We start from the raw sequence: 18,341 nt of genomic DNA, 5'->3' as shown, positions 1-18,341 counted from the left end.
AAAAAATATATAGGATGACTCACCAAGATACAATTGTTGCATTAGCTACAGCTTCTGGAAGCGGAGCTATTGCTGTGATACGACTTTCGGGTAACGATGCGATCTCAATTGTTGACAACTGTTTTAAATCGGTTATTGATGGCAAGACTTTGGTAAATCAGGCAACACACACGATTCATTTAGGTCATATTATTGAAGATGGTCGTGTTTTTGATGAAGTTTTGGTTTCTGTGTTTAAAAACCCTAATTCTTACACAGGTGAAGATGTTGTCGAGATATCCTGTCATGGTAGTTTGTACATTCAACAAGAAATTATACAATTATTTCTTCGGAAAGGATGCCGAATGGCAAACGCAGGAGAATTTACCTTACGCGCCTTTTTAAATGGAAAATTAGATTTGTCGCAAGCTGAAGCTGTGGCCGATTTAATCGCTAGTGATAATGAAGCCTCACATCAAGTAGCTATGCAGCAAATGCGTGGTGGTTTTTCTTCGGAAATAGCTAAACTAAGAGAGGAACTACTCAATTTTGCCTCATTGATAGAATTAGAACTTGATTTTGCTGAAGAAGATGTTGAATTTGCTGATCGTTCGCAATTTAAAGAATTAGTGGACAGAATTACGTTCGTCCTCAAACGTCTTATAGATTCCTTTGCCGTTGGTAATGTCATCAAAAATGGAATTCCTGTAGCCATTGTTGGCGAACCAAATGTTGGAAAATCAACACTGCTCAATGCACTTTTAAATGAAGAACGTGCTATTGTATCAGAAATCGCAGGAACAACTAGAGATACTATTGAAGATGAAATCTCGATTGGAGGTATTGGGTTTCGGTTTATAGATACTGCTGGAATTAGAGATACTAAAGACGTGGTAGAAAGCATTGGTATCAAAAAAACGTTTGAGAAAATAGACCAAGCACAAGTGGTTATTTACCTGTTTGACAGCTCCAAGTCGATTTCAGATTTAAAAACAATTCAGGTTGAAATCGAAAAAATAAAAAATAAGTATCCACAAAAACCGCTGTTGATTATTGCTAATAAAATAGATCAGTTAGATGACTCACAATTGGCAGGTCTTCAATCTGAAATAGAAAATATCCAATTACTATCTGCTAAAACAGGATTTGGAGTAGAAGCGTTAACCAATTCGCTTTTGGAGTTAATTAACACTGGAGCACTACGGAATAATGAGACTATCGTGACTAACTCACGCCACTATGATGCCTTATTAAAGGCTTTTGAGGAAATTCAGAAAGTAAAACACGGGTTAGAAACTGGATTATCTGGAGACTTACTTGCGATAGATATTCGTCAAGCCTTATACCATTTTGGAGAAATCACAGGCGAGATTACCAACGATGATTTGTTAGGGAATATTTTTGCTAATTTCTGTATCGGGAAATAATTCTTACTATATCCGAATTCAAATCTTAAGGTAGGAGTTTATTGTTTTGCAAATGATTTAAAATGTGTTGGTGTTTAATAAAACATAAGTACCAGTACGTATAATATACGAGGCGATTCTTATTTAATATCCTTATCTTTTGTTGTAAATTTGTTAGCAATCAACTGTAAAAGTTGATTGTCAAAAATTAGCGCTAGAGATTGTTATGAATACTAAAAAGCACTACTTATATATATTAAAATTTATCGTTTGTTTATTCTTGTTTTCTTCTTCTTTGAGTTATTCTCAAAAACAACAAAAGGAATTAAATATTGATGATTTAAAGAATCATATTCACAATACTTCTGGTGTTCAAAAACTTAAATTATTAGATAGTTTATGCAGGATTACTAGAGATAGAATAGAACTTAAATACGATTCTATTGTTAAGGTAACAATAGAATATGCAATAGAGTTAGATTCATTTGATATTGCTAATAGGCAAGCGGCAAGATTCATTTGGTCTTTAACTAATAGATTAGGAAGACCCAATGAAGGCAAAACTTTTTTTGAAGAGTTTGACGCGCGACAATTGCCAGTAACAGATAATGCATTGCTAGCTAGATTTTATCTTAATGGAGGTGATAGTTATTACTTTTCTGAAGAGATAGAGAAGGCTATTGAAATATATAATTTAGCTTCAAAATATGCCATTAAATTAGAAGACTCAATATTGTACGGAACCTCAAAAAAGTACATTGCCGATGCTTATATACGTACTGGGAATCTTGTTGAGGCTTCTAAAATACTCAAGGAAGTTGAAGACATATATATTAAAACAAACGATACCATACGATTGGTAAATACTAAAAGTTCTAGAGCTGATTTATATAGTATGAATGGATTCTATGATGAAGCAAAATTAGAACGTGATGAAGCTATCGAGTTAGCAAAAATAGTACATTATGAATCAGGATTAATATCTACACTTTTAAATTCATCAATAGACAATAGTAATACAGATAATCATATACAAGCGATTATAAATTTGAACCTAGCTCTTGAATATGCAAAAAATTCAGATGAGGTTAAAAATAGATATGAACCTCATATACTTAATAAATTATTAGAAGAGTATTCTATAGCTGATAGTTTAGGAAAAGCAACCGAAATTCTTAAAGAGATACAACGTAATCCCGAACGTTATACAAAAGGCATTTTTGAGGACGAGCATATAAAAGGCTTATCGTATTATTTTTATGCAAAAAAAGACTTTCCAAAGGCATTAGATTATGCTCAAAAACATTACAATTATCAAATTAAAAATAATGTAATTGAAAATATCAAAGGTGTGCACTATTTACTTTATAGTATACATGAAGCCATGGGGAATTATAAGTTAGCTTTAGATCACTATGAAGAGGCTACAAATATTAATGATTCTATTCTTAGTTTAAAGCGGTCTAAAGCGCTTTCATATTATCAAACCTTATATGAAACCGAGAAACGAGATGCAGAAATTGTATCAAAAGAATCTGAAATTGAAATATTGGATTCAAAAAATAAAATAAAAACACAGTGGATGCTATTTGGAGGAATAGGCTTGTTGGCATTGTTCACAATATTGTATTTATTGCGTTCTCAAAAATATGCCGACTCTAAGCAAATATTGCAAGAGCAGTTTTCTCAAGATTTGATTAATGAACAAGAAAAGGAACGTACACGTTTGGCAAGAGAACTCCATGATAGTGTAGGGCAGAAGTTAATGTTACTCTCTAAACAGACCAAGAACTCTGGAGATTCTAATGTGGAAAATTTAGCGGATATAACTTTGGAAGAGATACGAAGTATCTCAAGAGGTTTGCACCCTTCCAATTTAGAGCGTTTGGGCCTAACGGAATCTATAAATGCATTAGTCTATAATATTAATGCCAATACAGATTTGTTTTTTACAGATGAAATAGACAATATTGACAATATCTTATCTAAAGATGCTGAACTACACACTTATCGAATTATTCAGGAGACGTTAAGCAATATTGTTAAGCACTCTGAAGCGAAAGCGGTAAAAATGAATATTAGTAAAACTGCAAATACTATTAATATTGAAGTAAGTGATAATGGTAAAGGATTTGATAGTGAAACAAAGTATAAGAATATAAGTTTAGGTTTAAAAACCTTATTTGAACGTGCTAAAATTATAGGGGCAGAAATATATCTAAATAGTCAAGTAAATGGTGGAGGCACTAAAGTAACTTTAAATATTCCCATATAGAATAACTAATATGAATGGTATGAGTAAGACTTTAAAGAGTTTATTTTTTATAGTAATTATTTTATGGTTTATACCCTATGAAGTAACAGCAAAAGTAGAGATCAATAAATTATCTAACCAAATATGGAATAAGAGTCAGGTAAAAGATATAGATACTACACGTGTTAAGTTAGAGCAAATGTTAAAGGACGCTACTGTAGATACTACTAAAGCACGGCTCATGTATAGGCTAGGTGTATATTTATGGGAAATAGACTCTTTTAAATCAGAGCACTATTTTATGGAAGCCGTTGAGACACTTAATAATGCTTCATCAGAACACTCAGAGTTATTAGGTGATACGTATAGATATCTAGCAGCTTTGTATACCGATAAAGGCCGTTATACAGAGGCCATGGTACATTACAGTAAAGCTAAAAATCTTCTCGAAAAATATAAAGATTCGATTGCCATTTCAAATATCTATCACAATATTTCAATACTTCACCGATATCAAGGTAATAGGGAAGAACAAAAGCGCAATATTGAAGCTGCTATAGCAATTAATGAAAAGCTTAATGAACCTGAAGGTTTGGGACACAATTATAAAATATTTGGAGAGTTTTATAGTAATCTAAATGTACCGGATTCGGCCTTATTTTACTTTGAAAAATCAAGACATAATTTTAACCTAATAAATGATGAATTTGGTCTTTATAGCCTTAAGGGCATTATTGCAGATTTTTACCTTAAGCAAGGTGACTATAAAAAGTGCATAACCCTATTTAAAGAATGCTTGCATTATTTTAGAAACAAAGATGTAAAAGGTTTTCAGAGTATTTATGCTTCGAAAATAGCTGGGGCTTATATGGTATCTGAAGATTATAATAAAGCGTTAATCTATAATAAGCAATCACTAGATATAGCCTTAACCGAGGATTACAAGCAATGGATATCTGCTGGGTATTTGCAGAATAGTGAAATACAAGAACAACTTCAAAACTATAAACTAGCTTATCAAAGTGCTAAGCTTCATAAAATATATTCTGATTCAGTGTTTAATAAAGAAAACACTCGAAAAATTAAAGAATTGGAGCTTAGGAATGAATTTCAGAAAGAAAAAGAACTTTCGGATGCCCAAATAGAAACTTTGGCTGCTAAAAATAAAGTAAAAACACAGTGGTTAATGTTTGGAGGAATAGCAGTATTAATAGTATTTATAATAGTATACTTGTTTAAAGCAAGAGAATTTGCTAATCGAAAAAAGAAAATGCAAGAAAAATTTTCCAGAGGTTTAATTAAGGAACAAGAGAAAGAACGAGCACGTTTAGCTCGAGACTTACACGATAGTGTGGGGCAAAAATTGATGTTATTATCAAAGCAGAGTAAAACTATTGGAGATAGTAAGATAGAAAGTTTGGCTACTACAACATTAGAAGAAGTACGGGATATCTCTAGAGGTTTACATCCGTCAAATTTAGAGCGCCTAGGGCTTACAGAGTCCATAAATGCACTGGTTTATAATATTAATGCCAACACAGAATTGTTTTTTACAGACAGGATTGATAATATCGATAATGTAATGACTAAGGAATCTGAATTGCATATATATAGAATTATTCAAGAAACATTAAGTAACATTGTCAAACATTCTGAAGCTAAAGCTGTGAAAATGGAAGTAGATAAAATGAAGCATGCAATAAATATTACGGTTAGTGATAATGGTAAAGGCTTTGATTTTGAATCAAAGTATAAGAGTATGAGTTTAGGGTTAAAAACCTTATTAGAGCGTGCTAAAATGATAGGTGCACAACTAAACTTAGATAGTAGAATAGATAGAGGTACTGTGATGACATTGAATATTCCAATTTAAATTATGGATAGAAAAGAAATTACAATCATTACTGCGGATGATCATCCAATGCTATTGAAGGGTTTGAATGATGAGTTAATAACTAATGGCTTTAATATCATCGGGCAGGCTAATAATGGTATTCAGGCTCTAGAACTCATATTAAAATTAAAACCCGTAATAGCATTATTGGATATTGATATGCCTATGCTTACGGGTTTTGAAGTCATTAAGATGGCTAGAGAAAAAGGCTCTAAAACCAAGTTTATTATTTTATCTTTTCATAAAGAAACCTATTATATAGTTCAAGCTAAGACCTTTCAGATTGATGGTTATTTACTTAAAGAAGACACATTTTTTGAAATAGAACATTGTATTAGTGAAGTGTTGAAAGGGAATGTTTACTTCAGTAAATCTATTGAAGAACAACCTTTAAATACAGCTAGTGAAGAGTTAAAACGACTCAACTTATTGACACTTTCCGAGATCAAAATATTAAAATTTATTGCCAAAGGAGTTTCTAATCAAGAGATCGCAGACACATTATCATTATCTATCAGAACTATTGAAAAACACCGTAGTAATATCATTGAGAAACTAGGCTTGAAAAAAGGGAATAATGTATTGACTAATTGGGCTTTAATTAATAGAACTACCATATTTTCTCAATAAACTACGTGTCACTACGTAGTATTTACGAGTCGTCTCTTATTTCGTAACCCTAAAGACGGTCATAACTTGCACATGATTTTAAAATGTAATAATCATGAATGCTAGAACCCCTTTAGTACTATTATGTGTTTTCTTTTTTTGGAGCACAAACATTATCGCACAATGCGATGGAACCAATGACATAATTCAAGATGATTTTGATAATGATCTGCCTTCATTCTTACTGCCGGCAGGTAACAGTTTTACCGCAACGTGTTCTGGTAAAATAGAAGGTATTTCTTTCTGGACTCGTAGAGTAACCGGTGGAACCATAGGAGGTGTTTCCGTTACTTTAGAATTATGGTCGCAACCATTAAGCAGTAGTACTCGAACACTTATCAACTCACAAACTTTAGATCTTCCTTTTAGTGGATCACAACAAGAACATTATTTCCAGTTTAATAATGAATCCTCGGTAAATTCTGGTGAGCTATATGCTTTTAGAGTAGTAAAGAACGATAATGATAAAACAGTAGATTTACGAACGCATGAAGCTACCGATGTTTATCCTGGTGGAGAAATATTTACAGGTAATTTTTGGAATTTCGATCCTATTTCTGAAGATTGGGATATTAGATTTCAAGTACATTATTTAGACGAAGTAAGGCCTATTGCGAATTGCAGAAATATTACAAGAACATTAGGAACTAACGGAACAGTTAATATCTCGCCGTCTAACATTAACAATAACTCAACAGATGCTGACTCTGGTATTGCGTCTTTTGGGATTTCTCAAAACAGCTTTGATTGTGATGATATAGGAGATAATACAGTCACCTTATTTTTGATGGATCAAAATGGTAATAGTGCTAGTTGTCAGGCTACGGTTACCATTTTAGATCAAACAGCCCCAGAATTAACTTGTCCTGGCGACATGACGGTATTTACAGATCCTGGAGTACCAGCAGTGGTTAATTATGATGATATTTTATACGATGATTGTTCTGTTGAAACGCCTAGTGGCTTTGACCTTTTAGGTGTTTGGAATGGTAAAAGCTATTTTCTGTCTCAGAATAGTATTCTACCGAGTCAAGCATATAGCAATGCAGAGTCATTAGGTGGATATGTAGCAACTATAGAAAATGCTGAGCATAATGAATTTATTCGATCTGCAGTGTCTGATGCAGGTCTTGGGTTTGACTTTCTGATTGGATATAATGATATAGATGTAGAGGATACTTTTGTTTGGCATGATCCTAATGCTACTTCTACCTACTCAAATTGGTCAACGGCTGAACCTAATGATGCTGGTGCAGGTGAAGATTATACAACCATGAACGGTGGTGGTAGATGGAATGATCGAAATAATAACAATCCAAAAACGTATCTCATTGAGTTATCTCAATCCACAATAACTCAAACAACTGGGCTTACTTCAGGAAGTGTATTCCCTTTAGGGACAACTACAAATACCTTTGAGGCTACTGATGGTTTTGGTAATGTTGGTACTTGCGAATTTGATGTGACGGTAGTTGAAAATCCATTCGAAACTTTAGTTGAACTTAGTGGTGGAAAACTGACGATTACAGATATTGAAAATGATTCAGATGATCAAATCACTTTATCCAACGATGGTATAACACTAACTATAAGTGATTTGGTTGTGCCAACTGTTTCAGGTTCTGGTGTTATTAAAACAGATGCAACTACGGTTACTGTTCCAATGTCTAATATTACTAATGGTATTGAATTTATTGGTGGTAATGGAGATAATAGTATTTCTATAGATTCCGATATAAATATTAATGGAGACTTTGACATTAAAAATATAAGTGCATATGCACAAAATGGAGCCATTACAATTACAGGAGCTTTTAAAGTTTCTGAGAGTATAGCACTAGATCTTATAATTCAAAGGGCTTTAACGGCAGACAGTTTTAATGTAACAGGAATAAATTCTTTAACCGATCAATCTCCAGGATATCCAATAACTATAACAGGTACTACAAATATCCAAACAACTGAAAATGTCGACATAAGTCTTGGAGCTACAGCACCACATACTTTTGGTGGATTAGTAACTATAAGCGCAGAATCATTTTACGTTGCATCTTCTCAATCTTTAGAACTTGGTACTATTACTTCGACAGATACTGATGATAGCAGAAGGAATGAAATTTATGTAGGTTCTGGCGATTTAACCTTAACAGCAGATATAGTAACAGGCGGAGACTCCGACCTCTATTTAAGAGCGGAGAATACTATTAATAAACCTTCAGGAACCATTACAACAGATAAGCTAGTTTTTGATGGAAGCGATAACGGAGATACAGTAGCTCTATTCTTTGGAAATAATGATATAAACATAATTGAAGTAGAAACTGGGCGTACTATGGGACTCATTGTATTCAATGATATCGATGATATGGAGATTGGTCTATTAACTATTGGAGATGCAAGTCTTTTTGCATCAACTATGAATCTCACGGAGAATACAGATATTCTTAAAAATGGAACAGGGGCATTAACCATAGGTACAGAAACAAGTACAATTAATATTACCAATCCAACAAATAATTCTGTAGCTAATATTGAACATAATGCAGGTTTTGTAGAATTTTTTGGAAGTACAATTACAGTTGAAAAGTTAAACTATCGCGGCGTTTCAGGAACAAGGACGCGATTCTTAGATGGTAATACGACTTTTAATGATTTAGATCTTTCATTAGAATTTGGAACCTTAGCGATACACGCCCCTTTAAATATTGGTTTTAGCGGTATTAATATTGAAGTTTTTGATGAGCTATTAATAGATCGATTTAATAGTGTTTTGTCAGGTGCTGGAACATTTACAGGTACTTCAACAACAGTCGAGTTAGATGGAACTATTGCTCCTGGCAATGGCACAACCCCATCGACATTAACCATACAGAGTGTCGAATTTGATGAAGGAACATTTGCGCCATTTATTGATAGCGATGATGCATTCGACCAATTAAATGTAGTAGGTACAGTCACTTTAACTGATGCCGACTTTGCGCCTACAGGAGGTTTTAGCAATAACTCTGATATAGAAGAGATAATAATTGTGAATAATGATGGTAGCGATGCTATTAGTGGCACCTTCAATGGGTTGCCAGAGGGAAGTCAAGTAAATTTAACAGGTACAAGCGATATTATTACCATAAGCTATGTCGGTGGCGATGGGAATGATATAACATTATCGAGAGATTTGCAAGCACCAGTAATCATATGCCCAGCAGATCAGACCATTGATTGTACTGATGCAGCTACCGTCTTTGCAGCAGGTATTAGTGTAGATACACCTATTGATATTCCAGATAATGACGATACGGGTATTTCGAGTACCGCAAACATTACAGGTATAGATTCTGATTTGGAGGTTTCTATAATTACTGTTCAAGTAGCAATTGACCATACCTGGACAGGAGATTTATCTATTGATCTTATAGCACCTGGAGGAGAAACAGCAGTATTATTTGCTGAATCGCTGAGCGAAAGCAGTAATTTAAATTCTAACTTCCCAATTACATTTACAGATACTGCAGGTGTATCTGCAGATGACATAGGAGAGACGATTGAGAATTCAGAAGCCGCTTGCGAAACAGATAATATTTGCGAATATACAGCGATGGGTGGTGTTGATGCTTTTGCACAGCTTATAAATGCGATCAATACTAATGGAAGTTCATTCAATGGCGATTGGACTTTAAGTTTACGAGATCAAGCTGGTCAAGATACAGGAACATTAGTATCCTGGCAGATCAATATTGAAGCTTTAGACCCTGATGCAGTTCCTGGCGTTATAAATACGGATCCTTCTGCAATGGGAATCCCAACTGCAACCGATGCTTCAGGAACGCCTACAATAACATTTAGTGATGTGTTAGTTAATGGATGTGGTATTTCACAAACGATTACGCGTACTTGGACCGCTACAGATACTTCAGAAAATTCGAGCAACTGTGTTCAAACGATAACAATAACAGATACTGCACCTCCAGTACTCGATTCATGTCCAGAAGATATTATATTCGAATTGGCACCAAGTGATACAGATGCTATTATAACTTACGATTTACCAACAGCAAGTGATGTGTGTGGTGATGTTGCCATTACACAAACAGAAGGCTTAGCCTCGGGAGAGGTTTTCCCAGAAGGTATTACTACAAATACATTCTCCATTACAGATGTCTGTGGAAACGAAACGATTTGTTCATTTACTGTCACAGTTACGTTTCCGGAAACCTTAGTAAGCATCGATAGTGATGTTTTAACTATCGAAGATGTGAATGGTGGAGTTTCTGATGATGATTTCACACTATCTGATGATGGTACTACGTTAACCATTAGCAATTTAACTGCACCGTTAGAAGTTTCTGGAGGACCAGTGTTGGTAGATGATACTACAGTGACTGTAGACATGTCACTGTTCACAGGAGGGATTATAATAAATACTAAAGGCGGAACCAATGCGGTTACTGTTGAAACTTCTTCAGCAACAGCAATTGATATCCAAGGCGATGATACTGCAATTATTGGGCTTGACGCCATCAATACAGGAGATTTAAATATTGTAGGATTTATTGAAATTATAGATGTTGGAAGTGCCATAACAGTTACAGGAGTTTCGACATTCTCAGCTTCCGGGCAAATCGCGTTAAACGATGGTGAAGGGAATCACTCGTTTGGCGGTGCAATCAATATAGACGCCAATAGAATAACATTTTCTGCAGGAGCCAATATTACATTTAGTGAGATTACGATCTCAGCAACTGATCCGCTTCAAAACTTCTTAGTAGCTTCACCTGGTACTGTAACTTTAGATGGTAATGTAAGTGTAACCAATGCCAATACCAATTTATTCATAGCAAGTAACGACGGTATTTTCCAACATAGTGGTATTATTAACCAAGGTTTTTTAATACTTAGAGGAAATGGTTCAGGAACAGCTGTATTAGATCAAGCTAATACTGTTGGGGCAATAGCTGCTGTAAATCCAATCAATACTACAGAAAGCGCATTTACCAATTTGTCTTTTACCAATGCAACGAATACGTTTTTAGCAGACATTGTTGTAGATGAGTTTACGCTAACAGCACCTCAATTTGATTTAGAACCCAATTTTACACTCATTACAAAGCATGGGTCAGGCACCAGTACCTTTAATGCGGATATAGATATCAATAATGGCACAGGAACGGCGGTTTTCAATCATAATGCTGGAACCATTAACTTTAATGGTGCTACCAATGATTTTAGCGGAAGAGTAACCTATAACGGTGCTGCAGGAACCATTACGAATCTAAACAGTGACGTTACAGGTTTTCCTGGAGGTGGTCCTGGCAAAAGTTTTACTTTTGGAACGCTTAATGGTACAGGTAATATAGGTGCAGGAGATATCATAATCAATATTTTGGATGCTGCCAATTTCTCAGGAGAAAATACCTTATTGACTGGGTTACCATTCGTAGAAGGCGCGCTTGCTACCATTTCAAATGATGCTACGATCACTCCTGGAGGAGGAACTACTGGGTTTGATTATACGTTTGACGACCTTCTTATAAATACCGGGGGAACTTTCGCACCTCGTATCGTAGGTGATGGTGTTGGTCCAGGATCTGATTTTGATTCATTAACCACAGATGGAACCATTACCCTTGACGATGCCAATCTAGCACCAACAGGTGGATTTATTGCGCAAATGGCTGGTGATATAACAATTATTACCAATAACGGACCAGATTCTGTATCTGGTACATTCAATGGTTTACCTGAAGGGGCATCGATCTCCTTTGGCAATTACAATGGTATTATCAGTTATGTGGGTGGAGACGGAAACGATGTGACCTTGTCTCCAGATCCGAATAACTTGGTTTCAATTTTAATAAGTGAATACCAACCCGTTACATTTGACGCCGACACACCTCAAACCATAGAATTTAAAGGACCGGCAGATGAATCTTTTAGTGGCGCCTTTGTTATTATTGATGGTGATAACAGTAGAAACGGTAGAGGAGTGGTTACTGATGTGTCAAATATTTCAGGAGACTTTAATGCCGATGGCATACTTACGGTGACCGTTCCAAACTTAACAAACCCAACCCATACAGCAGTATTAGTGAGTTCTTTTAGTGGAACGGTAGATGTGACAGATATCGATACAGATAACGATGGTGTTGCTGATGACTTGTCATCCTTTGGGACCGTATTTGATGCCGTTGGTGTTGGTGATGGAGGAGCATGTTGCCCAGTAAGCGTTACTTATGGTACCGATTTTGGCGGTGTCAATCTATCAAGCATAGGAAGTATTCCTGGTGCCATTTTTAGAGAGGGAAGTATAGGCGACTTTTTCCAAATATCTGCAAGTAATTCTAATATTTACGATAATACAGGCACGGTAATAGATGGTACTCAATTTAATGTAGTCCCTACTGAAGCAGGTACCTACGGACAAATTAATCCATCCATATCTTTAGGTATGGGTACAGATATTTTCGTGACCACATGGAAAACGGATAATTCAGGAAGTAGTGCCGACAATCAAATCACCATCTTTACCGATAGTGATGAGACCTATAGCTATAATATCGTTTGGGGCGATGGGACTTCAAACTTAAACGTCACCGGTGATATTACACATACCTATACAACAGCAGGAACCTATACCATAGGAATTACGGGAACATTCCCACGTTTTATCTCTAACGGTTCCTTCTTTGGAGATGCCGAAAAACTCATTAGTATCGATCAATGGGGTACAAATACTTGGTCTTCTTTTGAAGAAGCCTTTGTGGAGTGTGAAAATATGGAACTATTGGCAACAGACACTCCTGATCTTTCTAATGTGACGAGCTTATACAGAATGTTCGATAATTGTCAAACTCTTACAGGTAATGCGACTATCAACAATTGGAATGTGAGCAATGTACAGAATATGCAGTTAATGTTCGCTTCTGCATTCAATTTTAATCAACCTTTAAACAATTGGAATGTAGGCAATGTTACTAATATGACCAGCATGTTTAATACTGCCGAATCGTTTAACCAAAACTTGAACAGTTGGAATACTAGCCAGGTGGAATTTATGGACTTTATGTTTACAGGTGCATTAGACTTTAATGGTGCAACCGGTAATTGGAATGTCGCCAATGTTACCGATATGAGTTGGATGTTTAATAATGCAGAAGACTTTAACCAAGATTTGAATAGCTGGAATGTAAGCCAGGTACTAGAAATGGACTTCATGTTCTTAGGCGCTACTAATTTTGATGGAAATATTTCCAATTGGAATACAGTTCAGGTAACGACCATGTATGCCATGTTCCAAAATGCCGTAAACTTCAACCAAGATATTTCAGGTTGGAATGTAGGTCTGGTAACCGATATGGGATGGATGTTTAATGGCGCTACAAACTTTAATCAGGATATTTCAGGTTGGAACGTATCTAATGTTGCTGCTGCCAATGCAATGCTTGTCGGAACAGCTTTTTCAATAATAAACTATGATCAACTACTGACCGATTGGAGCCAGTTAAGTCTTCAGAATGATGTTTCTTTCGGTACGGATGCTAGCTACTGTTTTGGTGAGAGTGGAAGGAACACAATGACAGATCCGTCCGGGTTTAACTGGACCATTACAGATAGTGGATTGAATTGTGATTCGTTCTTCATTACAAAGTGGAAAACGGATAATGCAGGAAATTCTGGAGATAACCAGGTTAAGATTACGACCGTGACAAGCGAGACTTACAATTACACGGTGTTCTGGGGCGATGGTACATCAAACTCCGGAGTAACAGGAGATATCACCCATACCTATACAACACCAGGAACGTATACTGTGTCAATTGCGGGTACTTTTCCTCGAATTACTACAAATACACCAAATACACCAGGAGATACCTCAGATAAACTTAAGCTTATTGAGGTCGTACAATGGGGATCAAACCCCTGGACAAGTATGGATTTAGCGTTTAGTGGATGTCGTAATTTAGATGTTACTGCTACAGATACTCCTGATTTGTCAAATGCCACAAGCATGTTCAATATGTTTGCGGATTGCACCAGCTTGGTAGGAACTTCAGCTTTTAATAGTTGGGATGTGAGTACTATTACCGACATGCTTGCATTGTTTTTTAATACAACACTTTTTGATCAGGATATTAGCAACTGGAACGTTTCAGCTGCTGAAACGATGGAGTTTATGTTCATGTTTGCTGATAATTTTAATCAGGATATAAGCGGCTGGAATGTGTCTTCTGTAACTTCTATGGAAGATATGTTCAATAGCGCAACGAACTTTGATCAAGACTTAGGAAACTGGGATATTTCTAGTCTGCAAACGGCAGAAGACATGTTTGCCAATGCAGGGTTATCTACGAATAACTACGATAAATTATTAATCGGATGGAATACCTTGAATACAGGAGAAACACAAATTCCGTCTAACATTACGTTCAATGCAGGTAGCAGTCAATATTGTTTAGGCGAAGCTGCCAGAACAACCTTAACAGACATTACAGGACTTAATTGGACAATTAATGATGCTGGGTCAAGTTGTAATGATGCATTTATTACCACCTGGAAAACTGACAACCAAGGAGGTACTAATGATAATAGCATTAGAATACCAGCTACGAACGCTACGTTCAATTATAATGTAGATTGGGGAGATGGTACGGTAGACATTGGAGTGACAGGACTCATTGAGCATACGTATAGTGCAGCGGGAACCTATGATGTAACCATAACAGGTGACTTCCCTCGTATCCTCTTTAATAATGCCATGCTTATCACTACTGGTAGTTTACAACCAGGTGCCGATCGTCTTAAAATTATAGAGGTCAAGCAATGGGGAACTATTTCATGGAGTACTATGGATAGAGCTTTTTATGGTTGCGAAAATTTAGATGTCACAGCTACGGACTTACCAGATTTAAGTAATGTGACCAAACTTACCCAAATATTCAATAATTGCTACAATCTTGTAGGAACAACCGATATTAACTCATGGGACGTAAGCACTATCGATGATATGCGATCCGCATTTGCCGGTGCAAGGTTATTTAACCAACCTTTAAACAATTGGAATATGTCCAATGTCACACAGATATTTTCAATGTTCACTGGAGCTGAAGTATTTAATCAACCTTTAAATAATTGGAATGTGTCTAATGTTGACAACATGGGATTTTTGTTTACGAATGCCAAAAGCTTTAATCAAAATATAGACAATTGGAACGTATCCAATGTCACGGAAATGACCTCCCTGTTTCATGGCGCAGAGGATTTTGATCAACCGTTAAACAGCTGGAACGTCTCTAACGTAAGAAGTATGAACTCTATGTTCCATGGGGCTATAACATTTAATCAACCTTTAAATAACTGGAATGTTTCTAAGGTCGAGAACTTCATAGAGATGTTTTCTGGAGCATCAAGGTTTAATCAAAATATAAATAACTGGAATGTTTCTGATGCGGAATTTATGTTAAGAATGTTCCAAAATGCCAAAGACTATGATCAACCAATGAACAATTGGAACGTATCTAAGGTAAGATCCATGTGGGGTATGTTCTCCGGAGCAACTATTTTCAATCAACCTATAAATAATTGGGATGTCGCTGAGGTAGAGCAAATGAAAGACATGTTTGCCAACGCTACAGCTTTTGATCAAGAGTTGAGTAGCTGGGACCTGAGTAGTATGGTTTCAGGTAACTTAGGTATGGCTGGCATGTTCACTAATGCTGGAATATCATTAGAGAATTATGATAATACATTAATAGGCTGGGCAACTTTAGATACAGGAGAAACACAAATTCCTACCAATGTTCTGTTTGAAGGCGGTAGCAGCCAATATTGTGCGTCAGAAACCCAGAGACAAGATTTAATAGATACTTATGGATGGACTATTGATGATAGTGGCCTCAATTGCCCAACAACAATTTACGTCGTACCATACGTGTATTTGCAAGGTGCAGCCTTGAACCCAAATGCTGGTGAAGAAAACTTAATGCGTGATGATCTTCGTGTGGCTGGACTATTACCTATAACATCCCCTTATGGAGACGGAGCAACAGTAGATGCCTCGGTGTTTGTTACTACGGGTAATGATGCCATAGTTGATTGGGTTTGGGTAGAATTACGAGATAAGGATAATAGTACAATCATAGTTGCAGAAAAATCAGGATTATTACAACGTGATGGCGATGTACTAGGTACGGGTTTAACGGCACTAAGTTTTGATTTACCTATAGATGATTACTACGTGGTGATAAAACATCGTAACCACTTGGGAATTATGAGTGCTTCCACGGTGTCTTTATTTACAAGCCCCCTTGTGGTAGACTTTACCGATGGTAGTGTGCCTACTTATGGTACCAATGCCCAAACGACCTTAGGGATGCCAATAGGTGTCCAAGGGTTGTGGGCTGGTGATGCCAATGGTGATGATATTATACAGTATTCGGGCGGATTTCCGGATACATCTGGTATTTTATCAACGGTGTTAAACGATGCTACTAACTTTCTTGGTTTACCTACACATCAATCTAGCGGATATTCCAATAGTGATGTCAATATGGATGGTATTATACAGTATGCGGGTTCAAATTCAGAGCTACCATTTATACTACAAAATGTATTTAGTTACCCAGGTAATTTCTTAGGCTTGAGTACTTGGCCTATCAATGCACAGTTACCAACTAATTTATCGCGTTACATGGAACTTCGAAACCAGTATGAAAATAGTAAAAATTAAGCCCTATGTCTAAGCAAGTAAAAAATAATAACAAATTAAATAGAACAAAAATGAAACCAATAACCCCTTTAAAAATGATAGTGATACTAACACTGACTATGCTATCAACAAAAAGTAGATCCCAAAATTATGATTTTGCCTTGATACAGAACAGCGATTATAATTTCACATTGGCCGCAGTGTCACAATTTGATTCAGGTAGCTTCGAGCCTCGTACTCAGTCCTATGGATTTGTATTGGTCTTGCCTGATGGTTTTACCATAACTGTAGACCAGGTATTACCTTCAGGAACCAATGAAACAGTGACACCTATTCCAGGAACTAATGTAGCCGGATTAGATGCAAGCATGGCAGATAAGGACTTGTTTTTAATTACTACCGATACTTCAGGCGGCACATTAAGTGCCCATGGGAGTGGTGAAACAATCCCTTTGGTAACGTTCACTGTAAACGGAGCACCAACCTCAGGAGAGATAAGGTTATTAGAGAACGACTCAAATTTAGCGAGTCATCCAGCAATAAATGGAGCTTTAGATGCTTTTATACAGGCAGATATAACCGATGATGCAACCGTAAATTTTACCAATGAGTTTAATATGGTAAGTGGGACGAATGCATATAGCTTTGAAACCTTGTCAACAGAGGAGATAGATGCAGAAATATTGAATATTAGTTTATATCCAAACCCAGCAAAGGACGAGGTATACATAAAAGGAAATACGAATGACCTATCGGGCATTGAATTATATGATATCAATGGAAAACAAGTATTGGTACAAACACATTCTTTTGAGCGTATAGACATTAGCCAATTGGAGTCAGGTGTGTATTTGGTAAAGCTCAAAAGTATTGCAGCATCAAGTAAAACAATTAAGTTGGTAAAGCATTAATAGGATGAAAGCTTATTTGAGACGATATAAATTAGAATTATTTCTAGTGACATTTTACATATTAGCAGGGTATATAAGCTATTTGATTTTTTACTAAGACATTCTAGAGTTATACAATTTATAAGCTTAGATGTATAGTAAAATAAGAAATCACTCTCTAATGATTGATAGCTAAAACCTCTTCTTTTGAGGCAAGAGGTTTTGATAGACCCATAGCTGCAATATTGCTATGGGTTCTATTTTTTAAATGAGAATGGTAAAAAAAGCACAATTTAGTCATTGGGATTATTTAAAAGGGGTAATAATACCAATGAGTTGTGCCTAGAAACTTCTTGTCGTAAAGACAATAGGTTTTATAAAGAACCCATAGCACGGGAAGGTTATGGGTTCTGTTTTTTGAAATTAGTAGAATCGAACGTCATGTTTGTATCAATCCAAAAATGGTTTAGTTGTATGCCTAATTTGGATGTTTTTGATTCTTACTGTACCAAATTTGTATCTTCAACATTCAAGTTCTTATAAAATCTAT

General features: G+C 35.9%; 6 protein-coding genes. All 6 read left to right on the top strand.

The features are described 5' to 3' along the window. Positions 1–14: 14 nt before the first annotated feature. The 6 genes from mnmE to KWG70_RS09560 all read left to right on the top strand — a co-directional run bounded on the left by mnmE (position 15) and on the right by KWG70_RS09560 (position 17,812). Complete coding sequence (gene mnmE, locus KWG70_RS09585; protein WP_230935797.1) at positions 15–1,406, top strand: tRNA uridine-5-carboxymethylaminomethyl(34) synthesis GTPase MnmE; 1,392 nt, start codon at positions 15–17, stop codon at positions 1,404–1,406. A 274-nt stretch (positions 1,407–1,680) separates the two neighbouring features. Further along, positions 1,681–3,660, top strand: coding sequence for a sensor histidine kinase (locus tag KWG70_RS09580; protein WP_230935796.1), 1,980 nt, complete (start codon positions 1,681–1,683; stop codon positions 3,658–3,660). Between the two features lie 19 nt (positions 3,661–3,679). Further along, positions 3,680–5,512, top strand: a complete 1,833-nt coding sequence (locus tag KWG70_RS09575) for a tetratricopeptide repeat-containing sensor histidine kinase (protein WP_230935795.1) — start codon at positions 3,680–3,682, stop codon at positions 5,510–5,512. 3 nt (positions 5,513–5,515) lie between these two features. Then, complete coding sequence (locus KWG70_RS09570) at positions 5,516–6,163, top strand: response regulator (protein WP_230935794.1); 648 nt, start codon at positions 5,516–5,518, stop codon at positions 6,161–6,163. Positions 6,164–6,257: 94 nt separating this feature from the next. After that, the gene (locus KWG70_RS09565) at positions 6,258–16,922 is read left to right on the top strand and encodes a BspA family leucine-rich repeat surface protein (protein ID WP_230935793.1); all 10,665 of its coding nucleotides are present in this window, start codon (positions 6,258–6,260) and stop codon (positions 16,920–16,922) included. Positions 16,923–16,972: 50 nt separating this feature from the next. After that, complete coding sequence (locus KWG70_RS09560) at positions 16,973–17,812, top strand: T9SS type A sorting domain-containing protein (RefSeq protein ID WP_230935792.1); 840 nt, start codon at positions 16,973–16,975, stop codon at positions 17,810–17,812. Positions 17,813–18,341: the final 529 nt, after the last annotated feature.

Source organism: Psychroserpens luteolus (assembly GCF_021032705.1).
Lineage (GTDB): Bacteria > Bacteroidota > Bacteroidia > Flavobacteriales > Flavobacteriaceae > Psychroserpens > Psychroserpens luteolus.
This window is presented reverse-complemented; position numbering and strand designations above follow the sequence as displayed.